Annotated in this window: 21 protein-coding genes; 10 read left to right on the forward strand and 11 right to left on the reverse strand. The window is 40.9% G+C overall.

The genetic code is table 11. From position 1 onward, the window contains the following. Positions 1–60 precede the first annotated feature (60 nt). From AC6CHS_RS10105 to AC6CHS_RS10120, 4 genes are all read left to right on the forward strand, one after another. Complete coding sequence (locus AC6CHS_RS10105; RefSeq protein ID WP_161464060.1) at positions 61–591, forward strand: GNAT family N-acetyltransferase; 531 nt, start codon at positions 61–63, stop codon at positions 589–591. A 109-nt stretch (positions 592–700) separates the two neighbouring features. After that, a complete protein-coding gene (locus AC6CHS_RS10110) occupies positions 701–1459 on the forward strand; it encodes an alpha/beta fold hydrolase (RefSeq protein WP_498235884.1) in 759 nt (252 codons plus the stop codon). A gap of 56 nt (positions 1460–1515) precedes the next feature. Then, positions 1516–2292 (forward strand): SDR family oxidoreductase, encoded by a 777-nt coding sequence (locus AC6CHS_RS10115; RefSeq protein ID WP_498235885.1) that lies wholly within the window; start codon positions 1516–1518, stop codon positions 2290–2292. 357 nt (positions 2293–2649) lie between these two features. Beyond that, positions 2650–4050 carry a dipeptidase gene (locus AC6CHS_RS10120; protein ID WP_498235886.1) on the forward strand — a complete coding sequence of 467 codons (1401 nt, stop codon included), beginning with the start codon at positions 2650–2652 and terminating at the stop codon, positions 4048–4050. A gap of 205 nt (positions 4051–4255) precedes the next feature. Here the strand turns inward: AC6CHS_RS10120 and AC6CHS_RS10125 are convergent, their stop codons facing one another. After that, entirely contained in the window at positions 4256–4825 is a 570-nt protein-coding gene (locus AC6CHS_RS10125; protein ID WP_498235887.1) for a hypothetical protein, read from the reverse strand. Positions 4826–5112: 287 nt separating this feature from the next. Between AC6CHS_RS10125 and AC6CHS_RS10130 the strand changes: the two genes are divergently transcribed. Beyond that, on the forward strand, positions 5113–5523 hold the full coding sequence (locus AC6CHS_RS10130) for a DUF4064 domain-containing protein (protein ID WP_498235888.1): 411 nt from the start codon (positions 5113–5115) through the stop codon (positions 5521–5523). Positions 5524–5563: 40 nt separating this feature from the next. On the opposite strand, the gene AC6CHS_RS10135 is transcribed toward AC6CHS_RS10130, so the two are convergent. From AC6CHS_RS10135 to AC6CHS_RS10175, 9 genes are all read right to left on the reverse strand, one after another. Beyond that, positions 5564–6049, reverse strand: a complete 486-nt coding sequence (locus AC6CHS_RS10135; protein WP_498235889.1) for a hypothetical protein — start codon at positions 6047–6049, stop codon at positions 5564–5566. After that, positions 6049–6777: a DUF3100 domain-containing protein gene (locus tag AC6CHS_RS10140; RefSeq protein ID WP_082667735.1), complete on the reverse strand. Its 729-nt coding sequence runs from the start codon at positions 6775–6777 to the stop codon at positions 6049–6051. The genes AC6CHS_RS10135 and AC6CHS_RS10140 overlap by 1 nt, the downstream gene beginning before the upstream one ends. A gap of 202 nt (positions 6778–6979) precedes the next feature. Beyond that, positions 6980–8233: a M20/M25/M40 family metallo-hydrolase gene (locus tag AC6CHS_RS10145; RefSeq protein WP_498235890.1), complete on the reverse strand. Its 1254-nt coding sequence runs from the start codon at positions 8231–8233 to the stop codon at positions 6980–6982. 172 nt (positions 8234–8405) lie between these two features. Beyond that, the gene (locus tag AC6CHS_RS10150; RefSeq protein ID WP_498235891.1) at positions 8406–10199 is read right to left on the reverse strand and encodes a cation:proton antiporter; all 1794 of its coding nucleotides are present in this window, start codon (positions 10197–10199) and stop codon (positions 8406–8408) included. A gap of 399 nt (positions 10200–10598) precedes the next feature. Further along, the gene (locus AC6CHS_RS10155) at positions 10599–10721 is read right to left on the reverse strand and encodes a hypothetical protein (protein WP_498235892.1); all 123 of its coding nucleotides are present in this window, start codon (positions 10719–10721) and stop codon (positions 10599–10601) included. A 467-nt stretch (positions 10722–11188) separates the two neighbouring features. Next, positions 11189–11959, reverse strand: coding sequence for an SDR family NAD(P)-dependent oxidoreductase (locus tag AC6CHS_RS10160; RefSeq protein WP_498235893.1), 771 nt, complete (start codon positions 11957–11959; stop codon positions 11189–11191). Positions 11960–12236: 277 nt separating this feature from the next. After that, positions 12237–12773, reverse strand: a complete 537-nt coding sequence (locus tag AC6CHS_RS10165; protein WP_498235894.1) for a MerR family transcriptional regulator — start codon at positions 12771–12773, stop codon at positions 12237–12239. Between the two features lie 508 nt (positions 12774–13281). Further along, complete coding sequence (locus tag AC6CHS_RS10170) at positions 13282–14925, reverse strand: amidohydrolase (protein ID WP_498235895.1); 1644 nt, start codon at positions 14923–14925, stop codon at positions 13282–13284. 315 nt (positions 14926–15240) lie between these two features. Beyond that, positions 15241–16692, reverse strand: coding sequence for a sodium:solute symporter family protein (locus tag AC6CHS_RS10175; protein ID WP_498235896.1), 1452 nt, complete (start codon positions 16690–16692; stop codon positions 15241–15243). 403 nt (positions 16693–17095) lie between these two features. Here AC6CHS_RS10175 and AC6CHS_RS10180 point away from each other — a divergent pair, with 403 nt between their 5' ends. After that, positions 17096–17962 carry an ROK family protein gene (locus tag AC6CHS_RS10180; protein WP_498235897.1) on the forward strand — a complete coding sequence of 289 codons (867 nt, stop codon included), beginning with the start codon at positions 17096–17098 and terminating at the stop codon, positions 17960–17962. A 95-nt stretch (positions 17963–18057) separates the two neighbouring features. Here AC6CHS_RS10180 and coaW read toward each other — a convergent pair whose 3' ends face one another. Next, on the reverse strand, positions 18058–18858 hold the full coding sequence (gene coaW, locus AC6CHS_RS10185) for a type II pantothenate kinase (protein ID WP_498235898.1): 801 nt from the start codon (positions 18856–18858) through the stop codon (positions 18058–18060). A 126-nt stretch (positions 18859–18984) separates the two neighbouring features. Here coaW and AC6CHS_RS10190 point away from each other — a divergent pair, with 126 nt between their 5' ends. From AC6CHS_RS10190 to AC6CHS_RS10205, 4 genes are all read left to right on the forward strand, one after another. Further along, complete coding sequence (locus AC6CHS_RS10190; protein WP_498235899.1) at positions 18985–20022, forward strand: lactonase family protein; 1038 nt, start codon at positions 18985–18987, stop codon at positions 20020–20022. Between the two features lie 557 nt (positions 20023–20579). Further along, the gene (locus AC6CHS_RS10195) at positions 20580–20963 is read left to right on the forward strand and encodes a hypothetical protein (protein ID WP_498235900.1); all 384 of its coding nucleotides are present in this window, start codon (positions 20580–20582) and stop codon (positions 20961–20963) included. A 338-nt stretch (positions 20964–21301) separates the two neighbouring features. Continuing rightward, on the forward strand, positions 21302–22495 hold the full coding sequence (locus AC6CHS_RS10200) for an exonuclease SbcCD subunit D (protein WP_498235901.1): 1194 nt from the start codon (positions 21302–21304) through the stop codon (positions 22493–22495). Positions 22496–22525: 30 nt separating this feature from the next. Next, a complete protein-coding gene (locus AC6CHS_RS10205; protein ID WP_498235902.1) occupies positions 22526–25618 on the forward strand; it encodes an AAA family ATPase in 3093 nt (1030 codons plus the stop codon). The last annotated feature ends 23 nt before the right edge of the window (positions 25619–25641 follow it).

The raw sequence follows: 25641 nt of genomic DNA on the forward strand, positions 1-25641 counted from the left end.
GAACAATGCGCAGATATCAATATTCTACTCTCATATTCTATTAAAAACGGAGGAAGAAAATTGATTAACGAACTAATAACAAAACGATTAACGTTAAGAAAGATGCAAGAAAAGGATTCAGCCGGGCTGTTTGCAGTTTGGTCAGATCCATCTGTTACCAGATTCATGAATATTCCTGCATTTACAGGTGAAGATCAAGCGAAGGAAATGATTAACTTTTTAGCCGAGTTAGCGCATGAAAACAAAGCTCTCCGGTATACGATCCGCACGAAGGATAGTGGGCAAATTATTGGAAGTTGTGGTTATAACACAATCGACTTTGCAAACGGAAAAACAGAGCTGGGCTATGAGTTGGCAAAGGAACATTGGGGCAAAGGCTACGCCTCGGAAGCTATTCGTGAACTTATGAATTATGCATTTGAAGAATTAAACCTTCACCGTATCGAGGCGAAGGTGGAGCCTGAAAATAAGAATTCGATTCGTTTGTTACAAAATCTCGAGTTTACGTTTGAGGGGACTTTGCGTGATGCTGAGAAAGCAAAGGGGAGATTCGTCGACCTTGCCATGTATGCGAAGTTAAGTACGGATTAATAAAAAGCCCCAATGCTAATGTAGCATTGGGGCTTTCCTGCTATGGGAACCTTTTTCGTGTGTTATTCGTACGTTAGGTAGAGAATGTTCCAGAAAAGGAGGCAATGGGATGGAATGCTACATAGAAGAGACAGGTAATAAAGCCGGTCCTCTTATGCTTTTTGTCCACGGCGGTGGAGTAGGTGGTTGGATGTGGAATAATCAGCTAGATTATTTTACAGGTTACCATTGTGTTGTACCAGATTTACCAGAGCAGGGAAAAAGTAGTGAGACCACTTCCTTCACGATAAGAAAAAGTGCAGAGCTTATGCTTGATTTAGTAGAAGAGAAGGCTGCTGGAAAGAAAGTGATCGTGGTTGGCTTTTCCCTTGGTGCCCAAATCATCGTACAAATGCTCAGTATGCGACCAGATATCATTGACTATGCCATGATTAATAGTGCGCTAGTTAGATCAATGCCACGATTAGAAGCTTTCATAGGCCCCGCTGTAAGAATGACGCATCCTCTGACCAAGCGGCGTTCCTTTGCTTTGGCCCAGTCCAAAACACTCGCCATTCCAAAGGAGTTATTTGAAACCTATTTTCAGGAAAGCAACAAGATGGCGGCAGAGACACTGACAAGAATTTTGCAGGAAAATATGATGTTTTCAATGCCATTAGGGTTTAAGAATGCGAAAACGAAAATTCTTGTCACAGTAGGTGAGAAGGAAAGAGGTGTCATGAGGAAATCAGCAGAGGACATTTTAACAAACAGTCAAAACGGACAGGGTATCATTTTAGCGAAAACAGGGCATGGTGCTCCGTTAGCAAATCCATCTCTTTTTAATTCCATACTAGATAAATGGTTAAAGGAAGATAGCAATAGCTAAATACATACATCTTCTGCAAAAGGGTATACTCCCTATAAAAAAGGTGGTATACCAAAATGGAAAATAAAGTTGCAATCATTACAGGTGCAGGTTCTGGAATTGGCCGGGCTTCTGCTTTACAATTGGCTCGAGCTGGAGCAAAAGTGGCGTTATTTGATCTCAAAGAAGAAAACGCTACAAAAGTACAACAGGAAATTGAAAAAGAAGGCGGGGAAGCGATTGTCTGTGAGACAGATGTTTCCAAACCAGAACAGATGGAAGCAAGCTTTCAAAAGGTTTCCAGTAAATGGGGACGTTTAGATGCAGTGTTTGCCAATGCTGGGATCAACGGCACAGTCGCCCCCATTGAAGATTTAGACCCAGAGGAATGGGATAAGACATTGGAAACAAATCTCCGTAGCACATTCCTATCAGTGAAATACGCTATACCACATATGAAAAATAATGGCGGCAGCATTGTGATCACAAGCTCCATCAATGGGAATCGTACCTTCACAGGTTTTGGCATGAGTGCATACAGCTCATCCAAGGCTGGACAGATGGCTTTCGGAAAAATGGCTGCGCTAGAGCTTGCGGAATATGGGATTAGAGTGAACATCATCTGCCCTGGAGCAATTGAAACAAATATCGGGAAAAACACATTTCCAGAAAAGGATAACCTTAAAAAGATCGAAATCCCAATTGAATTTCCAGAAGGCGGCCAGCCACTCGAACATGGTGCAGGAAAGCCTGAGCAAGTGGCAAATCTCGTTCACTTCCTTCTATCAGACCAATCCAGCCATATTACAGGAACCGAACTATTCATTGACGGAGCAGAGTCTTTGTTGAGATGATGTGTGGGGAGAGAAACGATATCTTGTTAAAGTGAATCGTGAACAGTGAAAAGTGAATCCTAAGCGATGCAGAGTGAATCGTGAACAGTGAAAAGTGAAACCAAAGCGATGCAAAGTGAATCGAGAGCAGCAAAAAGTGAATCCAAAGCGATGCAAAGTGAATCGTGAATAGCAAATAGTGACGCAGCTCTGCTCAAAAGTGGCGCGCTACAATTTAAAAGAGACGCAGCTCTGCCCAAATGTGGCACGGCCAAATCAGAAAGAGACGCAAGGCCCACCCAAAGTGGCGCACCTCTAACCATCCTGCATAGCAAAACAATAAAATAATATAAAAAGGGGGGAAGCATCACGTTGAATATGAAATTATTCTATATCATCCTGTCTATCGTCCTCGTGCTTCCTAATTCAACAACATTGCTTAGCAATATGAAAGGGGGAATAGGGATGATGGGATCAAATACTGCAGAAATTATTGTGGATGGGCATCAGGATGCCCTGTATAAATCAATAGACTCTGAGACTTTGTTGCCGACAACAGATCTCGGGGAAAATACAGATTTTGAAGTTGATATCCCCAAGTTGCAAAAAGGAGGATTAAACGTCCCCTTTTTAGCTGCATATACACCAGGCTTTTATGGAAATGATGCGCGGAGCATAAGCCACACACTTGCGCAAATTTCCTCTTTATATTGGACAGAAAAAAATAATGCCGAGCAGCTACAAATCGTTTCACAAGCACCTGATATCCTTGCTACTACAAATCGTGGGAAAATTGCAGCTGTCCCAACAATTGAAGGGGCTTATTCCTTGAATAAGGAAAATGCATTAGAGCTGACTCGCCAATATCACGATCTTGGGATCACAGTAATGGGCTTTACGTGGAATTATTCGAATGCCCTTGGGGAAGGTGCCGATCAAATTTATGACGACCAGGCGAAAACGGCCTCATCAGGCGGTCTTACAGAACTTGGAGCGAAGGTAGTAAACGAAATGAATAAGCTAGGGATGGCAGTGGATGTTTCCCATATGGCTGAGAGCACGTTTTGGGACGTTATGGAAACAACGAAGGCACCAGTTATTGCCACCCACTCTGGTGTTAAGGCATTAAAAGATCATCAGCGTAACCTGACAGATGAGCAACTCGTCGCATTAAAAGAAAATGGCGGTGTCATCGGAATTGTCTTTTACCCAGAATTTCTTACAGATTCGGGTGCAGCCACGATTTCTGATGTGATAGATCACATTGATCATGCTGTTAAGATAATGGGAGTAGATCATGTGGCGATCGGCTCTGATTTTGATGGAGCTGAGCTGCCGAGTGATATAAAGGACTCCAGTGAAATTGGAAAAATAAAAGAAGCACTGGCCGAACGAGGATACTCAGAGGAAGAGGTCAGCAAAATCATGGGTCTGAACACATTGAGAGTGTTAAATGAGATCCAGGGAGCGGCAGACCGAATCATTGGTGCCCAGGGACTATCTATCATTCCTGCAGTAGAAATGGGAGAAAACCTTAATGAGCGTACACCTACCCTAACCGCAGAACTGAAGGTGGAGGAAGGAATAGAGCTTGATCCGGAAAGCTTAAAAGTTATCGTGGACGGCATTCCAAACCCGGCAACGTATGATAAGAAATTAGCTACCATATCTTTTACACCTAAAGAACCATTGAAAGAGAAATTTCATGTTGTCACCTTCCTAGGTGCAGATAAAAAAGGAAACGAGCAGAGGACGACGAGGATTTTTAGGGTGGAATAGCTATGTGAGGGAAGATAGGAGAACAAAGCAATTATTCATACTCCTAATGAGGTACTTATAGAAGATAACACTGAGTAGAAAATACAAAAATAGGTGCTAACATACTAAACGAGACAGTATGTTAGCACCGTAATAGTAAGCAAAGGCGGCGCCTGGATATTAAATCCGGGCGTTTTGTTTTAATGCAGTTAAACAAAAGAGTGGTTTATACTAATTTTCTTTTAAATAAAGCGAGAATACCTGCGACCAAACCAGAAATACAGACTCCAAGTAGAAAGGTATAAGAATTGAAGTAGAGATAGTTTAGATGGATGCTTTTCCACCAATTTAACCAATTACCAATTGGATAGTAAAGCGCATCTTTTATCGTTAAGACAAAATTCATTTGGGAAACAACTGAAAACCAAGTAATTGCTATCGTAATTGCAATGACTAGTATACTAATCCAAGCTTTTTTCTTTGAGAGAATTTCAATAATATTTATCGAAAAAACTACACAGAAAGAGATAAATAGTAGGAAGGAGATAAGGATATTTGGTATAAACGGGTTGCCATTTCCAGAACTGACCTCTGGGGATGGCGTCATCAAATCATAGATGAGATAAAAATTAAGTACATTTATTACCAAAGCGATAAGGAGCATACGATTGTTAATTTCTTTTTTTATGACGAACCATTTTGTTAATTTAACCATGATAAAAATGCCCATTGCAAGAGGTCCATATAAAATAATGAATATTAACATATCGGGTAATCCACTTAGTAAACCTTCCAATACATTCACCCCTTCATTAGTAGCTATCTGAACAAACTTGCCACGATAGCTAAATAACTCTACCTTATATTAGTTTATAATACTATAATTTTCAAAAAATAATTCTAAATAAAGTTCTGTTATTGTATATATTTAATCTTTATTTTAAAACCTACAAAAGAATTATTATCCATTGTATTAGGGAATACTCAGTTTAATCATCACAAAAGTTGGGAATTTGAAACCAACGAAGGAAGTTTTCCGTAGGATACGTTAGATAGATTAAATTTATGGAAGGAGGAGTATAGATGACGAATCGTATGATTGAAAGAATATTAGGTTCTGTTGGTGTTGTTATGGATTTTCTGTTCGCTATACTAGGCGCTATTCTTATAGTGTTAGTCAATCTAGGTATTGGCTGGTTCGGAGATTCCATTAATAGTGTGGAATGGGGTTTTGTCTCTAACATACTTTATATCGTAAATAATTTATTTTGGCTTCCAGTGCTAAGCTGTGTTGTTAGTTTTATTTTAGGACTTATTGCTGTAATGAAGGTGAAGCGTAACGCCAAGCTCGCCGGCGGATTATTTATCGCTTCCGCAGCCATTAGTAGCTGGCTCTTATTCACCGGAATAGCGTTTCAGTCAATCTTATATTTGATTGCTGGAATTATGTGCTTTATCCGTAAAAATGAAGACGAGGCCGGCGTAAGAGTATAAAGAAAAATCCGCACCTAAGTGGCGCGGATTTTTTCATGACTTAATTTCCTGATAGGAGAAGACCGAGCTGTGCAAGCAGTGCGCTCCCTGCGTATGTTCCCGTAAAAACAAATACGGCAACAATCGCAACCTTCCATGATGTATTACGAAGGTCAACTAATCGATTAGCAACAGAGATTCCTGCAAAGGTAAGGATAGGTGTTGTAATGGAAAGAAAGTCAACAGCTTGGATAGCTTGTACAAAGAAATCTGAGATTAAACATAGAATAAGCGATGTGATAGATACCCAGCCGAGAATAGGAAAATCACGAATAAACTTGACTGGCGATTTTTGCAAAAGATTTGAGATGACTATTCCTATCATGGAAAAGAGCCACAATACTGCAAGTCCGGCAATTGTCATTCCTGTTACAGGGGTAGATTCCGGATTTTTTAAAAGTTTTATTTCCTGAGTGAATAATATAAGGGCAACACTCAATAGAAGGATAAGTCCGTATTTAGTATATTTACGTAAAGTTGGGCTCATTATTTGTCACCTCTAGTGAAAGTTTTATACATAAATCGCTGTAGGGGAGCGGCTAGAAATACCATCGTAAATGTTCCAAGAAAGCTGGTAAGTAGCTGACTAGCTGAAGCATATGCTAGGATTGTGCTTTCCATTTCTGGTATACGTGCGACCAATGTTGCAGAAGCAGCGCTCATCATACTACCTGAACCAACCCCTGAAGCCATTGCCAATGCTTCGACGCGAAGGCCAAGATCAAGCATTATGGGTGCAAACACGCTAAAGAAAATAGCTCCAAACAATGTTCCTATAATATAAATAGAAAGCACGCCACGGCCTTCCTTTGATTCCAATGTATATTTTTCCGAGATATAAGCAAGTTCCCCTTCACGTCCAATACCCAATGTGGCACCAATTGCTTCTCTCCTTAATCCGAGTAGCAGTGCAATTGGAAGACCAATCAGAACAGTTCCTAGGTTACCAATTTCTTGAATGATAAATACCCAGCCAACCTGAAGTATTTCTCTAATTTGTGGAGCGACATCTGCCCCGTATCTAGCCATCAGTGGCAGCATGATAAAGATAAGATATTTCCCCGCAAAACTAATGTTTCGATCACTGTATACCTTCTTCCAGAACCCTTTCCGGAAAATTTGTAGGCCAAGAACCATCGTAATAATAATGGCAAAAACTAATGGCAATAACCCAATGTTAAAAGGGCCAATTGGAATGTTTTGGAATCCTATCATCTCTGAAATGGTAATGACAGCCAGGATGAAAATAAGGAAATAAGAAAAGTTTTTAAACAACGTATACCCCTCGATTCTGGAAAGTTCTTTTTTAGATAGATTAGTCACATAAAGTTGGTTGATAATCTTACAAAGTTGGTCGGTAACTTGCTCGAAATCCAACAGAGTACAATCTCCGCTACAAGCCTAAGCGGAAATTTTTTTACTCTACAATCCCAGCAATAAGCTCTTTATACTCTGCATAAGATTTTCGGTAAAGCTTGTCTTTGTCTATATTACCGTCCATTTTTTCTAATAAATTGGCAAGGAACCGTGGGAACGTTTCATAAATGTATTGTGGATCGACATCAATAAAGTCGTCACCATGGATGGTACCAGTGAAGCCGCTATAGCCAATTTGAATACATGGCATCATATAGGAAAGGTCTCCGATATCTCCTGCGGCACTAATGAAGTTGTTATTTAATAATTCTTCTATCTCGTTGGTCTCATCAAACGCTTCTTTTACAAAAGTAGATAAATATCTATCCTGCACAAATGGAAGGTAGCCCATTTGGGTATGTGTATTCACCTTGCCTTGAAGTGCCAGTGCACTTCCGTTTGCAGCGTCATCAAGCTTTAATGCGGTCTTTTTCAAATAATCGACTGTCTTGGTCCTCAGATCTGTACCTACTGTGATCTGGTTAGGAACAACATTTGTAGACATATCGGATTGCATAACAATTGGATTAATCCGTACATGTTCGGCTTCGTCTAATTGCTGACGACCAAGCGATACCGCTGTATTAAATAATGTCGACATGCTATAAGCATTTTTCGCGGAGAAGGGATCAAATCCGGCGTGTGTTGCTTTTCCTTCAAATGTATATTTTTTATAAAGGAATCCCGCCAGGTCGCAATTTATTTCAACCGTCCGTTTTTCAAATTCCCCGCCAATTGCGTGAACGCAGATACCAAGGTCGATATCATCAAAGATACCTAGCTTCATTGCTTCTGGTTTTCCACCATAATGGGAAATCGTTCCTTCTTTAATTAGACCGTCTCGGTAATCGAGATCAAGGTATTCTTCAGCCGGAACAAAGATAAAACTAATTTTATTTGTTAATGTTGCTCCAGATTTATAAAGATGGCTGTATAGTGCAAGGGCAATAGCGACCTGCGTATAGTGGCCACAATTATGTGCTGCACCCGAATTCTTATCAGCATACATATGACTCGGCGCATACACAGCATCAAGCTCTGCAATGAAAGCGATATGCGTGTCCCCGTTTGGGTTCCCAATGGTTGTCTTAAACCCTGTGGTACTGAACTCTTCAAAGTCAACATTCGGATTTACCTTTTTTAGATAATTCATTACTTTTTCTTTTGTCCGTGTTTCTTTATAGCCTAGTTCAGGATGATAATAGATATCCTCTGCTATCTCCTTGATTTCCTCGTATTGTTCTTTGAAAAGCATCGCTAATACCTCCAAGTTTATTTTAACGTTCTAAAGTATGTTTTTATCTTAGCATTCGACAAAAATCGAGTCAATACCGAATTTTATTTATTTATTTTTATCAAACGTTCGTATTTTACTTAAATATCCATATGAAAAAACGCCCGATTGCAATGAAGCAATGGGCGTTACTCTAGTTATCTTTTCTTTTCAATACAACAAGCTGTTCTCCGTCAGCTAGGTTGATTTTCTTACGTAAGGTAACGAGCTGAATCGTCTTGTTTTCCTTTTGAACAAAAAGTGGAGTTGTATCTTCAGGAAGTGCATCCTTGTCCAGTTTACTATTGTCATTCATCAAAATTGGTTTTATCTCATATTCTGTGTTTATTTTGCGGTTTAATTCAGTGAAAATGGCATCCTCTTCAAACAGTAGATGGGCTTTATGCGATACATTAATTTCTTCCTTTTTACCGAATCCGCCACCAGCTGGTAGGGAAAATGTATTGTTATAACCAAACTCCGGCGCGTAGGTTTGACTGACAAGCGCGTTATAGGCCATATCACCCGTCATTGCCAAGATTGTGTCATATGGGGTGAGGTCCACATCATATTGAGTGTGTTCCGCTAAGAGCTGACCATGGTAAATCGGAATTTCTTTATTTACAGCAGCCTGTAGCCTCCCAATGGAGGAGTCACTGATTAGGACAGGGATACCAAGATCTTTAATATATTTGGCAAAGGCAACGGAAAAGCTACTCGCTCCCACGATAAGGATTCCGGGCGGTGCATCGTTGGCCAGGCCAAGTGTTTTGGCTAAGGGACGTAACGTAAATCCATGGGCACATACCGTAATGAAAACAAGTGCAAAAGTTAACGTCGTTAATAAGGCTGCACCTTCATGCCCATCCTCTAACAATATGGCAGCGAAATATCCGGAGACGGTCAGTGCGACCACCCCTCGAGGAGCCACCCAACCAATCAGTGTTTTCTCCTGTTTCGTTAACTCTGTGCCCATGGTGGAGAGCCAAATTGATAACGGACGAACGAGAAACAGCATGACTAGAACAAACCCAATAATAGGCCATGTGAAGATCTCCGCAATGGTTTCACGTGATAGAGAAGCTGTTAGTAAAATGAAGATCGTGGAGGTCAAAAGCACCGATATGTTCTCCACAAAATGATTCACATTGCCAATGGACGAAACATACCTCTTGGTGCGTGCCATGGTCAATCCCATAACGGTTACAGCAAGCATTCCCGTTTCATGCATAATCACTTCAGCTACGGTAAAGCAAAGTAACACAAAGGCTAAAATAATTGGTGACTTAAGATATTCAGGGAAAACTCCTTTGCTTACCATAATACTAACCAACAAGCCAATTCCCAGTCCTAATAGAATCGCGATAAAGGCACTTAAAAAGAATGTAAGCAAATAGTCTGCATGCAGGCCATCCGTGTTAATGACTTTAATTACTTCATAAGCAAATAGGGCAAGTAATGGGCCGAATGGGTCGACAATAATACCTTCCCATTTAAAAACGGCAGCAATTCGTGGACTTAGCTTAGCGTTTCGTAATAGTGGGATAATAACAGTTGGACCTGTAACAACGAATAATCCACCAATGATAAACGAAATTTCCAAACTGAGACCTGCTATGTAATGAGCCGCCATTGCACCAGCAATCCAAGCGATAAATGCTCCTATTGTAACAATACGGAATACAGATTTTGATACCCCTTTTATTTCTCTAACATCAAGCGTTGAGCTACCCTCAAAAAGAACAATGGCTACAGCCAGTGATATTAGCGGGCTGTATAGTTCCCCTAAAGCCTCCTGGGGGTTGAATAAACCAAAGATTGGACCGAGCAATAAGCCGGCTATCGACATAATTACAATCGATGGCCATTGTATCCGCCAAGCAAGCCATTGTGAAAAAATACCAACGACAAGGATAACGACCATACTGATTAACACAACATTTTCCATGCGAGCACCTTCTAATCATTATATAATGGTATTCATTTTACCAATTTTGCCAGAGTTTGTCGCTATTTAGAGGTTTAGCGGGAGGAGATAGTCCAGGTGGCGCAGCATTAGGTCCGAGAGACGCAGGAATTATCTGAAGTGACGCAACGCCAAGTGGAAGCGACGCGAGAACTATCTGAAGAGGCATAACAATTAGGTAAAGTTGCAATGTGTGAGTTATCCCCACCACATAGCCAAAACGAATAAAGCCCAGCTATATGTCAATAATCCAAGGATGCCGAATATAACAAAATAAGTTTCCATTCGATCCTTTACAATTCTCTGTTTTTTAAACTGGATGTAAGTGAAAACAAAGCTACTTAAATATAGGAGTAGACTTATTATCGTTGTGCCGGTTAATTAGTAAATCGGATATGATTTAAAGATATAGTCATTCAAAAAATAAGCTATACTTTGTGCACAAACTCCTGTGGTGATTGCTACCACAAACATTCCCAAAATACCTGCATCTGCCTTAGTCATAGACGCCACCCTTTTTTCACTAATTTATAATTTAATATTAGCATAAATTTCCAAGAGGGTTTCAGCTAGATAGAATTTAAGTTATAAATGCAGCCTGGGACTACTATTTAATATAAATGAGCTCTTTCTTTTCACTAATCTGAAGATGATATAGCTGGGTTACCTTTAAAGTAGTTTATTCTAAATACGATACTTAAAAACATATACAAACTACATCAATTTTTATATTTAGTTAAAACTATAAGGAAAGAATAAGGAGGGATTATCGATGGCAAAAGGAAAAACAAAAACGAAGAACAAGAGCAAGGAAGAAATTAATGATATGAAAAATGATAATAAATATAAGCGAAATCGACCTCCAGGAAATTAAAATAAAATAGGAAACGCCATAAAAACCAGTAGTGTGAGAAAACTCATGAGAAACCCCCAGCAGTTAAAAACTACTGGGGGTTGAAATCTTGTGTAAGTTATACAGATGTCGCACCTTGTGCGCCATCAATTCTGTAATAAGAACCGCTAATAAAGGATGCTTTATCAGAGGATAGAAAGACCATTAAGTCTGCAATTTCTTCAGCTGTTGCATATCGATTCATTGGTACAGAAGCTTCAAATTGTTTTCTGGCTTCCTCGGTGTTTTCCCCCATTGCATTGGTTTCAATAGATTTCATCATTGCTGTATCGACACCAGAAGGAGCTACAGCATTAACGCGAACACCGTATTCTGCCATTTCTAATGCAGCAGTTTTATTCAAACCGATAACTGCATGTTTAGAAGCAGCATATGCCCCCATGCCAGGTGCTCCAAGTAGGCCACCATTTGATGCAGTATTTACAACAGCACCAGCTTTTTGCTCTTTCATTATGTCCAGCACATATTTCAAGCCAAAGAAGGCACCCATCACATTTACACCAAATACAGCATTAAAGTTATCTGCTGTTTGTTCTGTAAGATTTCCAAAAGCTCCATTAATCCCGGCATTATTGATAAATACATCAATTTGGCCAAAATGTGCTTTTGTTTTTTCTACATAATTTTTTACATCTTCTTCTTTTGATACGTTTGCTTCAAGTAGAAGGACGTTAGAGTCTTCAAGAGAGTTTACAGCTTCTTCTAGTGCTTCTTTCTTCAAGTCCACAAGTGCAAGTTTTGCTCCTTCTTTTTGAAATGCTTTCGCTGCTGCGATTCCAATTCCACCGGCAGCGCCTGTAATAAGTACGACTTTATCTTTAAATTGCATAATTTCCCACTCCTATCACATTTGTTACATGACAAAGGCGGATTTGTCTCTGTTGATGTAACGGATACATAAATTTTTGATCTCATATAAAGCTTACGCCTCTATGATGAAGTTAATCAAGAAATCTGTTTGTCCCGCCTTAACTGGCAGTAATTCCCCATTTCAAGAATGCGAGAGGTAATCAGGCTAGTGGGGACCAACTGCAGTAATGGTTCGATTCGTTCACCTAACAATTGGTAGGGGGGAGGGGAATTCCCTCCCCAAATGAAGTTCCATTTTATTTAAAAAGGTTTGCCATATATTGTTTTTTTGTTTTATAATCTTCCGTCTGTGTAATTTGTTTCTGTAGCATGCCGATTTCTTCTTTAAGTTGAGCAATTTCCATTTGCTGATCTTTGATTTTAATATAATGCTCTTCATAAGCATCCTGTTTCTCTACCAATTTCTGCAGCATATGCTCATGTGCTGCCACATGCGATATGGTTGTCCCGATATTGCGCATAAATGCTGCAATATTAGCAGTATCGTGGGTGGTTTTTTGTTCCCATTCTATATAAACATCGGTTTGTGGATTGTCTACACGCATTGGAAAACTTCTCCCTGCAAGCTGTTTTGTGATGGTTGTCGTTCCCATATTCTGATATTTACACTTTTTAATAAAACGCATCACGTCAATTGCTTCAGTAAGGAAGTAGATTGTGTCGTCCTGTTGAGTTTTTGGAATATACATCGAGAACTCCTTCATCCAATGTTCCCCTGTTTGCTGTGGGATTCCAACGATATGACAAAGTCCTTGAAAGCTTAGTAATTCCATTCTTTTCACCATCTTTCGCTGATTTATCTCGCCTTTACTGACTGTAAGACCTCTAACTTTAAGAGGGGATCAACTGCTAATAAAGGTCCGATTCGTTTAACTAACATTTGGTGGGGAGTCAGGGAGGAGACTCCGACCAAATGAAGTTTCACTTTATCCCGGAGTAACCGTCTGTAAGACTCCCACTTTCACTTCAAATCATCAATTGAAACAGTGAAGTTTAAGTGGGAGTAACGAACGCTAACACCCCGATTCGTTCAACTAACAATCAGTGGGTAAAGAACAGCCCCCCACTGATTGAAGTTTCACTTAATGCGTGTGGTCTTACTATAGGCAAAATAGTAGGAACGTGAATGGCATAAATGTGGAAAAAGTATGGGATTTGTCCAATACATTATAGGCGGATGATGAAGCTAAAAGAAGCGATGTATTGAGGGAGCTTCAAAAGCAAATTTTCACACATAGAAAAACCTCCGCATAGGCAGCGGAGGCTTCTCGTTTTAGCCCGTTATCCTTCTTTATGGAAAACTCGTTCGCCACCAATATAGGTTTCCAAGACTGTAATATCTTTTATTGCCATCTTATCAACTGCGGTTGGATCTTGATCTAGGATAGCAAAGTCGGCAAGTTTCCCTGCTTCCAGGCTACCTGAATTTGCTTCATCTGCATTTAGCTTCGCTCCATCAATTGTCATGGTTTGTAAAGCTTTTTCCACACTAATACACTGATCTTCTCCGAGGATTTCTCCGTCCATTGTTTGGCGGTTTACGGCTGCCCAAATGGAAAACAGAGGGGAGATAGGTGTAATCGGACAATCCGAATGCAGGGTGTACAAAATATCTCGTTCTGAAGCATCGGCAAGTGGATTTATCCGAGCTGTTCGCTCTGGCCCGAGAAAATATTTTTTATGGCGATCTGCCCAGTAATAAACATGATTAATAAAGAATGATCCTGCCACATCCATTTCCTTCATTCTGTCCAAATCAGTGGGTAAAGCTGTTTGCAAATGCTCAATTCGATGTAGATGATGGGCACGTGGATTCTTATTTAATACAAACGAATAGGCATCCAATATGGATTCAATTGCCTTGTCTCCATTGCCGTGTATTGTCAGTCGGAAACCACGGTTGTGTAAATCAAGTAGTTCTTCCTCGAACTCTTTTTGGTCACGCAACAACTCCCCGTATTCCTCTGGTTTCGTGTAATACGGCTCACGTAAAGCAGCAGTAAATCCTTGAATAGACCCATCCTGGAACAGCTTCGCACTATCTAATACCGCGCGCCCTACCGTTGCAGCTTGGATTTCTCTATTAAGTGTTTCTGCATTTTTGTCCTTAAACACGCCACTTAGTAAATGATGTAAAACCATTAATCGCATGCGCAATGGATGCTTGGTTTCTTTAACTGCTTTTAGATGTGCCTCATATTCAGCTATCCCAAGGTCGAGCCCAACGCCGGCATCAGAACAGGTCGTTATTCCTTCTGCCAAATAGTCTTTAGCACCTTCACCAAGCAAGTCAGCCATATCAGAAATTGATGGGGTAGGGATTGCCGCCTGGACTGGTTCCAGGGCAGGCAGCTCATAGAGCACGCCGTCTAACTTTCCATTTTCGTCTTTTCCAAAGTGTCCGCCCTTTGGATTCGTTGTATCATCCGTAAGACCTGCTAGCTCTAAAGCCTTCGAGTTAGCTACAGCAAAGTGAACCGACGTATGACGGATAAAAATTGGTACTTCTGTGGAAACTTGATCTAATTCTTTGCGAGTAGGATGTCGGTTTTCCTTTAGTAACGTGTTATCATACCCCCAGCCTAGCACCCATTCACCGTCATTCACTTTTTCCAGCTGAGCCTTTAACTTTTTTAAAATGTCCCCAATGCTTTGGTTTAATGGAGAGCTGCAATTAGCCTGATCCCGAAATTGCGAATACATAAGCAGGTGACTGTGCGTGTCAATGAAGCCAGGGACAACTGTTTTTCCCTTCAAGTCAATGACCTGACTTGGGTCAATAGTTGTTAGAAACGCTTCTGGCGGCTCAGCAGTTTCCCAAACCTGATATACTCGTCCATCTTTTACAGTTAGTGAACCAGCACGTGAAAAATTTTCATCCATTGTGAGGATTGTTGCATTTTTAATTACTAAATCAATCGTCATGATTATGTTCTCCTTTATCCGCCTAAACTAGCAGTAAAACCCCACTTCAAGAATATGGGAAGCATCAAACATTATAAGTGGGGATCAACTGCCAGTAAAGGTCTGATTCGTTCAACTAAGGTAGGGAGGTAGGGAACCTCCCACCAAATGAAGTTTCACTTTATCCCGGAGCAACCGTCCGTAAGACTCCCACTTCAAAATATGAAGTGGAACCGTGAAGTTTATAGTGGGAGTAAACGGACGCTAACACCCCGATTCGTTCAACTAACAAACAATGGGGGAAGAACAAAAACCCCCACTGTTTGAAGTTTCACTTTATGTTGTGGATTCCTTTGTTGTCTCTGGTGTGGCTGTTGCTGAATCAAGGTCTTCCCAATAAACAGCGCGAACTTGCTCGCTTTTATCATGATTTGTAAGCAAGCTCACGATAACTAATGTTAGGATTGAGACAGCAAAGCCGAATATAGTATGGTCGATAGCCAGGTTAAGATAGGGCCAGCTTAATGTTGCAATTATAGCGAGAATCATACTCCAAATCATTCCATGCTTGGTCACTTTTTTCCAGAACATGACGGCAAGGAATGGGAATACAAGCACGGTCGCGGAGAGCCTTAATGCCCATTGATAGGCCGTTTCAATATTTGTGACAAAATATGCTGCTACCATACCGAGAATTGAAATAATGACAACGGAAAGCCTTGCCGAAAGCATCAGCTGTTTATTCGTGGCATTTGGTTTAATCAGCCGCTGGAATAAATCTCTTGTTAAGTTAGAGCTTCCTTGTAAAATAAAGGATGTGGCCCCAGTCATTAAGGCAGCCATTAATCCGATAAATACAATTCCGCCAACTGCAGGTGGCAGCAGTTCCGCTGTTACATAGGAAAAGATCAGGTCTGCATCCATGTCGGTTGGCACGTATTGACGCGCAATGACGCCGATTGAATAAGGGAGAATTGAGATTGCCCCTGCAATGACAAACCCTGTAATGCCAGCTTTTTTTGCGACTTTTTCACTTTTCGAAGCAAAAATTCGTTGCCAGGTAGATTGCCAAACGAGATAAAACGGGCCTACAGATAAAGCGTAAAGCAGGACACTACCTAAGCCTTCTGCACCTAATGGTGAAATATAATCAATTGGTGTGTTAGCAAGGATCTCTTGAAAGCCTCCAGCATACATAACACTGGATACAGCAAGTACGATGATCCCGATGATCACAATGACAGATTGCAGAGCATCTGTAATAATCGTCGCAGGTAAGCCGCCTAATATGGTAAAGCAAACGATTAAGACGAAGGAAATCGCGATCCCTGTATTTAGCTCCACTCCAAGCGTAATATTAAAAATCGTGGACATCCCAACCATTTGCAGGGCAAGTGTTGGAACGGAATAAATAAATGCTGAAAGAATAGATGGGATAATGCCTGATTTACCGCCGAAACGCTCGCCAAATAAATCAGCCAATGTATAGAGGCGTTGCCGTCTTAAAGGTCCGGCAAAAGCAACAATTAGTAACAAGCAGAATAAAATTCCTGGAAGTGCAAATTTGAAGAAGCCGGATAGTCCTACGGTAAAGCCCATGCCTACCCAACCAATAAAAACTGCCGCGCCACACCATGTGCTTATAATGGTTCCGACTATTGGCCAAAATCCGGTGTTCCAACCGCCAATTAGATAGTCATCATAGGTTTTTACCTTAAAGAAATAATAAACCCCCATAGAAAACATTAAAATAAAATAGATTACAATATAGCTTAAATACCAAGTCATGTAAGTTAATCCCCTCAAAATTTTTTTCAGTTTCTTTCTATCAAGACTTGCTCAAGTGTCACCACCTCTCTTTATAAGTATGTGTTATATTAAACCAAACATAGACTGAATATTCAAGAATTGTCGTTTGATGTCGATTGCTTATAGGAAGGACATTTGCCCCAGTCAAAGCGTTCTTCAGAATAAATGCTATATTTCTCCCAGAGCAACCGTCCGTAAGACTCCCACTTCAAAACATGAAGTGAGACAGTTAAGTTTTTAGTGGGAGAAACGGACGCTAACACCCCGATTCGTTCAATTAACAAACAGTGAGGGAAGAAACCCCCACTGTTTGAAGTTTTACTTTATTATCCTAACCCTTATATAATGAAATAGAGAACGGTTACATAGGGGGAGTGGTAAGATGTTAGTCGGAGCAATTGAAGCAGGGGGCACCAAATTCATTTGCGGAGTTGGTACTGAACAGGGAGAAATACTAGAACAGATAAGTATCCCAACAAGAGGACCTAAGGAAACATTGAAGGACGTCGTGGACTTTTTTAAAGGGAAAGAAATTGAACGACTGGGAATTGGTTCATTTGGGCCTATTCAAGTGAATAAGACTCAGCCTGATTATGGATCACTTTTAGAAACGCCGAAAACGATCTGGAAGCACTACCCATTATTAAAGCATCTTGAAGAGCATTTTCCGGCTGGTATGCCAATCGTGGTAGATACAGATGTGAATGCAGCAGCGCTTGGAGAAATTAAATGGGGCGCCGCAAAAGGAAAAGAATCCTGTGTTTATTTTACTGTAGGGACAGGCATTGGTGCTGGGGTGTTTCTCAATGGGAAGCTCTTGCATGGCTTAATGCATCCAGAGGCTGGCCATATGTTTATAAAGCGCCATGAAATGGATGATTTTTCTGGTTGCTGCCCGTACCACAAGGATTGTCTCGAGGGACTTGCCTCAGGCACTGCCTTAAAGACAAGATGGGGAGTTGCTGGGACAGAATTGACTGACGAGCGTGCATGGGAGCTGGAAGGCTATTATTTAGCGCAGGCAGCTGTAAATGCTATTGTTACATATTCTCCGGAAAAAATTATATTTGGCGGGGGAGTGTCACAGCACCCAGGGTTGTTAGAACAGATCCAAAAGCAAACACTGGAGCTTTTGAATGGATATATTAAAAAACCTCAAATCACCGACAATATCGAGGACTATATTTCCTTGCCTGGTCTTGGTTCCCAAGCTGGTTTAAAAGGGTCCTTGGCATTAGTGTTGGATTGATTTTTAGAAGAAAAAAAGCCATGTAACGTTTTTACAAGTCCATGGCTTTTTACTGTGTTTTTTAAGAACTTTTCCACGTTGGGAACGGGGCCTGCTTACCCTAGCATCGCCCCGATTGCCCCAGCATGAGCGCCCTTTTCCAAAAATATGGCTTGATAATCAAAGCTTTCTTCAAACATCTTTAGTCGCCGTTTTAAAGGTGGGTTTTCCTCCAGTGTACTTCCAATGAAAACAAGGGACTTGGTATGATGAGCCTGTGCTGCTTGAATGGACAGGAGAAGGATTGTCTCTGCAAGCAACCGTACTAAGCTTGCCATATGGTCATGTGAGGTCGCTTCTTGATTAAGATGTGCCTTCCCAAAGTTAGCTGCAGTGAGATCTCCCCTGAGAGGAGCGGAACTTGGAGCATAGATATCCCGTATTAAAAGGTCGCTTTCTTGCTCATCACCTTGTTCAGCAGAAGACACGAGTGACGCAAAATCTGTCTCCTTGTTGGAAAGGAGTGAGCCAAGACCGATTAATGTTCCGCCCCCAATTCCACTCCCGAACAAACGTTGAAAAGAATGGGGAGTTACATGGTAAAACGACGTTCCTGTACCAATGCTTACCACAATATAATTGCTTACTTCATGACCTTCTTCTTCTATTAAATAACGCGTACCATTTACAGTTGCTGTGAATTCATCTATTTGCTGAGACTGTCCTGATAGGTTGGATTGGATGTGTGCACCTTTTCCTCCAGTAATGAAAAACTCCGATTCGCCATCAAGCCCTTCAAGCCAGCTTAGACATTCGGCTATTTGCTCAGATTGAAAAGTACGTGTGCCCATTTCTCCGTTCATACGACGTGCCGTTTTTATGAGTGTTCCTCCTGCATCAATTCCAATGCGATTCATTCCCATCCCTCCAATTACCTTCCTACCACTATCATAACAAAAAGCGAGCGATATTTTCGTTAGTTATAAGGTAACATGATACAATTAAGCTATACACACTTAACAAACTTGGAAAGGAAGATACGTATGACAGCAAAATTTATCGGTTATGCAGGAACATACACACGGAAGACGAGCGAAGGTATCTATCGGTTTGTACTGGATACGGAAAAGGAAACATTAAGCAAAGCTGAAGTTGCGGCAAAGGTAGGCAGTCCTACATATTTAACCATTAGTGAAGATAAGAAGCATTTATACGCTGTTGCCCAGGATGGCAAGATGGGTGGTGTACATGCTTATGAACTAACAGAGCAAACTGGAGAACTTTCTTCCATTAACGGGCAGCTTGTGGAAGGTGCGCCACCATGCCACCTAGATGTGAAGGAAAGTGTGCTTGTAACAGGGAACTATCATAAAGGGGATATCGGCCTACACCAGGTTGGCAGCAATAATGAAGTGGAACAGGGACAATTTTTAAAACACGAAGGAAGCGGCCCACACGAACGCCAGGAAAAACCGCATGTGCACTTTACAGGTTATACACCCGATGGGAAATATATTGTAGTGGCTGACCTTGGGACAGATAAGCTTGTCACCTATAAACAAGAAAAGGACGAACTGGTTCATGTAAACACATTGACAGTCAAAGAGGGAAGTGGTCCACGTCATATTGCCTTCCATCCAAATGGCAAAACAGCATACTTAATTACAGAGCTCCGTTCGGAAGTAGTTGTATTGGACTATGATGCAGCAACGGGAAGCTTTACCGAAAAACAATATATCAAAGCAATTCCAGAAGATTTCACGGAGACAAATGATGCGAGTGCCATTCACGTTTCTTCCGATGGTAAATTTGTTTATTCCGGAAATAGAGGACATAACAGCATCGCCGTTTTTGCTGTCAATGAGGAGACAGGTGAACTTTCCCTTGTGGAAATAAAGCCTTCCGGTGGAGATTGGCCACGAGATTTCGTGTTAGATCCAACGGGGAAATTTCTTCTTGCATCCAATCAACATAGTGGAAATATCGTATTATTTAAAAGGGATGAAGCAACAGGGAAATTAACGCAGACAGATGAAGTAATTGATGTGCCAGAAGTCGTTTGTGTGAAATTTCTTGGTTAAAGATAGTTGCGGATATTGTTGCGTAAAAACAGAGAGAAGCTAAAGTGTGGCTTTTCTCTGTTTTTTTAATAGGAGGAAGTCGTATTCAGAGGTACGCGGAGCTAGGTAATGGCAACAAATAAAATAGGCAGAATGGTTCTTTTTATTTTTTTAGGGTTTGGGCAAGTTCATTTTATGATTTTTCTTAAATAGATAATTGTATTTTAAGGATAAAATTGGACGGCGAAATGGCCTTTTATTCATTTTACATTTTTACTAGAATAGCTTAACGTTAGTACTAGAAGTCTTACCTCGCCATCACGGGCAATAAGCCTCACACCAAACGAAGTTCCACTTTATAGAATTCATAGAAGATATAGTGTGTGGATGAAAATTAATTTATCCCGGTGCAAGCGTCCGTAAGACTCCACTTCAAAACATTAAGTGAAGCCGTGATGTTTAAGTGGTAGTAAACGGACGTTAACACCCCGATTGGTTCAACTAACAATCAGTGGAAGTAGAAAAAAATCCCCCACAGATTGAAGTTTCACTTTATAATAAATAGAGGAGGTGATGAGTTGGAGACGAACGAAATATTACAGCAGATTCTTGATAATCAGGTCGAGACAAATAGAAAAATAGTAGCATTAGAAGCCAACATGGAAGAGCGCTTTGCGCAGGTGGAAGAACGCTTGGTTCAAATGGAAGAACGTTTTGTGTCGGTGGAAGGTCGCCTTGACAAGGTAGAAGAAAAAATAGAGCTGCTGACTTCGCAAACTACACAGGCATACCAGGATCTCGTTGAAATTATTACCAATCAAAAGGAAGACATAACACAAAATTTCACACCTCTTGTAGAGACAGCCTTCTGGGCGGACAAGACGCTCCACCTTGAGAAAGAAATTTATCCCGGTGCAACCGTCCGTAAGACTCCCACTTCAAAACATGAAGTGAAACCGTGATGTTTAAATGGTAGTAAACGGACGTAACACCCCGATTCGTTCAACTAACAATCAGTGGGAAGAACGAAAACCCCCACTGATTGAAGTTTCACTTTATAAATTAAAACAGCAGCATAGCTGACGATTGCAATAAAGCCTTTGTGCAATCCCCCCTTTTTTACGTTGGATCGTAATAATTTTAGTCAGGAAGCAATGCCCCGAAGTAAAAACGTTGAAGTTCCAAAATAGAAAAACGTACACATGCGATTTTCTAAACCATTCCTTCCTCTTATCCCCAAGCATAATGAGCCCACTTACGACAAGTCAAAAAATGAGTAGATATTAAAGGAGGAGCAATAATGAAATTTTTTCATACAGCGGACTGGCACCTAGGAAAACTAGTGCAAGGTGTGTATATGACTGAGGACCAAGCATACATACTGCAACAATTTGTTCAGGCAATTGAAGAGGAAAAACCGGATGCCGTTATTATTGCAGGTGATTTATATGACAGGGCAGTCCCCCCAACAGATGCTGTTCATTTGCTCAACGATACATTAGATAAAATAGTGCTACAACTCAAAACACCTGTGCTGGCTATTGCGGGCAACCACGACAGTCCTGGACGCTTGAATTTCGGTAGTAAAATCATGCGCGATAACGGCTGCCATATTACAGGGAATCTTAAAAAGGATATGGAGCCAATTATTCTTCATGATGAGCATGGGGAAGTGCATTTTCATCTTGTTCCGTACTGTGATCCTAGTGTTGTACGCAATGAATTTGGGGATGAAGAGATCCGTTCCCATAACGATGCTGCTAAAAAAATTACAGAAGAGATCAAAGCAACAATGGATCCTAATGCACGTCATGTACTTGTTGGCCATGCCTTTGTGACACCATATGGCGAAGAAGAGGAGAATACAAGTGACTCGGAACGCCCATTATCCATTGGGGGATCGGAGTATGTAGATGCTACACATTTCAGCAGCTTTCACTATACCGCACTGGGGCATTTGCATCAGGCACATTATGTAACAAAGGAGACAATTCGTTATGCCGGGTCTCCGTTAAAGTATTCGATCTCGGAAGAAAATCACAAGAAGGGCTATTTTATTGTGGAAATGGACGAGAAGGGCGATGTCTCTCTTGAGAAAAAAGAACTTCTACCACTTCGAGATATTCGTACAGTAGAAGCGTCCCTTGATGAATTATTAGAGCATCCTATCAATGAAGATTATGTGTTCATTCGCTTGACTGATGAAACAGCCGTTCTTTCACCGATGGAAAAAGTACGCTCTGTTTATCCAAATGCCATGCATGTAGAACGGAAAAATTATATGTTCTCCCCGGAATCAGAAGCGTCGAGTGAGCCAATGGAACGAACAAAAATGAGTGATATTGAACTATTCCACGCTTTTTATAAAGAAGTAAAAGGCAATGAGGCGACAGAGGAAGCTGAAGAGCTTTTTAAAGAAGTACTTGATGAATTATTAAAAGAAGAGAATGAAACTGCATCCCCTCAAAGAGTAAAGAATGCAGTGACGAATTAGTTGCCTTGCAGGCGGTAAGGAGCGAGCGATTTGAAACCATTAAAATTAACCCTGACAGCGTTTGGCCCGTATAAAGAAAAAGAAGTCATCAATTTTACAGATCTACAGGAAAATCGTTTATTTGTTATATCTGGTAATACCGGGGCAGGAAAGACTACCATTTTTGATGGCATCTGTTTTGCCCTGTATGGTTCAGCAAGTGGTCAGGATAGAGAAAATAATGCGATGCTGCGTAGTGATTTTGCTGATGACAATGTCCATACAGCAGTTGAATTGGAGTTTGCTTTAAATGAGCGAACCTATCGGGTGCTCCGCCAGTTGGGGCATATAAAAAGTGGAAACAAGACAAAGACAGGGGAACGTTATGAGTTCTTTGAAATAACCAATGGCAATGAAATACCGGTTGTGGACAGGCAGATGGTTTCCGAGATTGACAAAAAGATAGAGGAACTTATTGGATTGACACAGGATCAATTCAAGCAAATTGTCATGCTACCACAAGGGGAATTTCGTAAACTATTAACCTCCCAGACGGAAAACAAAGAAGAGATACTGCGTCGGCTTTTTAAAACAGAACCCTATAAGCATATTACGGAGAAGATAAAACAAAAGCGGCTTGCCATGGACGATGCATACAAGCAGGCCGTTCGCGTGCGTGATCAATACATTGCAGCAATAGGGAAAAGTTTGCCGAAACGAGATAGCAGTACCCTATTTCCCCTATTAGAGGCGGAATATCAGAATACAAAGCAAGTGCTAGATGGCCTCGAGGGAGAACGGCAATACTATGAGGCAAAAATTGTGGAGGATAAAGCGGCCTATGAGCATGCTTACAAATCACACAATCAAAAGCAAACAACATACCATCTTTCTAAAGCATTGAATGATCGCTTTGCTGCCTTAGAACAAAAAGAAAATCGATTAAAGGAATTAGTAGACCAGGCTGAACAATTTGAGAAAAAAGAAGTACAGCTGGAAAAGGCAGAACGAGCCCAGCGTCTTGCCCCATATGAAAAGCAGCGGGAAGAATGGCGTCGGGATGAGGCAGCAAAACAAGCAGCTCGAAAGGAAGCAGAACAAAATCAGAAACAGATAGATGAGAAAAGAGTAGAAGTTCAAGTTGCGTATGAAAAAGAAGAAAATAAAAAAGCTGAGCGAGAAGCGATACGAAAAGAATTGGATAAGCTGCATGACTTTTTACCAGTTGTGAAGGAAATGGATACAGCGAAACAGAAGCTTCAACGTTTACACCAACAAGGGAAAGCCACCTATGCAGAATGGCAGCAAGCGAAAGAAAAGCTTGAAGAACAGAAAAATAAAGCAGAACAGCTTGAGCAAAAGATTAAAACACTTGATCAGCAAGTGGAAAAGCTGCCGGACAAGCAGCAACAATTAGGTGAAATGCGGGAACAGATTAAGCTCGTATTGGATTACCTGAAACGAAGAGAGCATTTACGTACATTGGAAGCAGAAATAAAGCAACAAAAGCAGGTAGTAGAGGAAAAAAGAAAGCACTATCTTAAGCTGGAGGAAAATTGGATTAGCAACCAGGCAACCCTTTTAGCGGAACACCTTCATGATGGAGAGGCTTGTCCTGTGTGTGGAAGTGTGGAACACCCGGAAAAAGCGACTAGCAGAGCGGATGCGATTTCTAAGGAACAACTTGAAAAGGCCAAGCATGACTATGATGCTGCTGATAGTAAATATAGAGAAGTTTCGGCAAACTATCAGGCTGCAAAAACACAGGTTGAGGAAAAGGTGCAGGAGCTAAATAGCTATTCGGTTTCCTTGGAAAATGCAGAACAGACAAAGGATAAGCTTACTGAATCTGGTACTGCACTTAAACAGGAAGTAGAGCAACTAAACAAAGCACGTAAAGAACTAGCAGATCAAAAGCAAAGTTATGAACAGGTAAAAGTAACAACAAAGCAGTTAGAAGAAAAAGTACAAGCAAAAGAAAAAGCATATCAAGAAATTAAATCCTCCTATGATACGTCAAAAGCAGTTTACCAAGAGAGAGTTAACAACATTCCAGAAGACGTTCGGGTCTTAACAGAACTTGAGCAAAAAATTCAACAAGCGAAAAAGCAGCAAGAAATGTTGGAAAATGCTTGGGAGACCATCCAGAAAAGACTGCAAGAAGTAAAAGAAATGCAAGCAAAAGCAGTAGAACGGCTTACCCATGTGCAGCAACAGTGTGTAGAAACGACTGCCAAAAGAGAAGAAGTGGAAAAACAATTTACTACTGCTTTAGCAGAGGCAAGTTTTTCCGCGGAGACCGATTATCAGGATGCAAAGCTATCTGAAGAAGCGTTTCATGAACTGAAAAATAGCGTAGAGCAGTTTAAGCAAACACTCTCCACCGTAAGGGAGCAAGTGTCTGAACTCAGAACAGAGTTAAAGGATAAGGAAAAAGCTGATCTGTCGGCGATCGAATCTGAACTGGCTGAGTTGAAAGAAACATATGAAGTAACCCTGAAAACATGGCAAGAGTCGAAAAACTATCATCAAGAAGCGAAGGATTTACATCAAAGTATAGTAAAAGCAAGTGAAGAATCTGGAGATATTGAAAGAAAACTCCGGACTATCTCTGACCTGTACGATGCCATTCGTGGGCAGAATAATCGTAAAATATCGTTTGAAAGATACTTACAGATTGAGTACCTTGAACAAATTATTGATGCAGCAAATCAGCGGCTGGAGCATTTATCAAATGGCCAATTTTTCTTAATGCGCAGTGACCGACAAGAGTCTCATGGTCGGCAGAGCGGGCTTGCTCTTGATGTCTATGACGCATACACAGGTCAGACAAGGGATGTCAAAACATTGTCTGGTGGAGAGAAATTTAATGCCTCACTCTGTTTAGCGCTAGGCATGTCAGATGTTATCCAAAGCTTCCAAGGTAATATCTCCATAAAAACGATGTTTATTGATGAAGGGTTTGGGACACTGGATGAAGAAGCATTGAATAAAGCAATTGATACACTTGTCGACTTACAGCAATCCGGTCGAATGATTGGCGTAATTTCGCATGTTCAAGAGCTGAAAACCATCTTCCCAGCTGTTTTGGAAGTGAAGAAAACGAAGGAAGGTTCAAGTAGAGCCAAGTTCTTAATTAAATAGCAAAAAACACAGTACAAGCCAGT

The sequence above is a fragment of the Oceanobacillus sp. GQ8 genome (genome assembly GCF_059758495.1).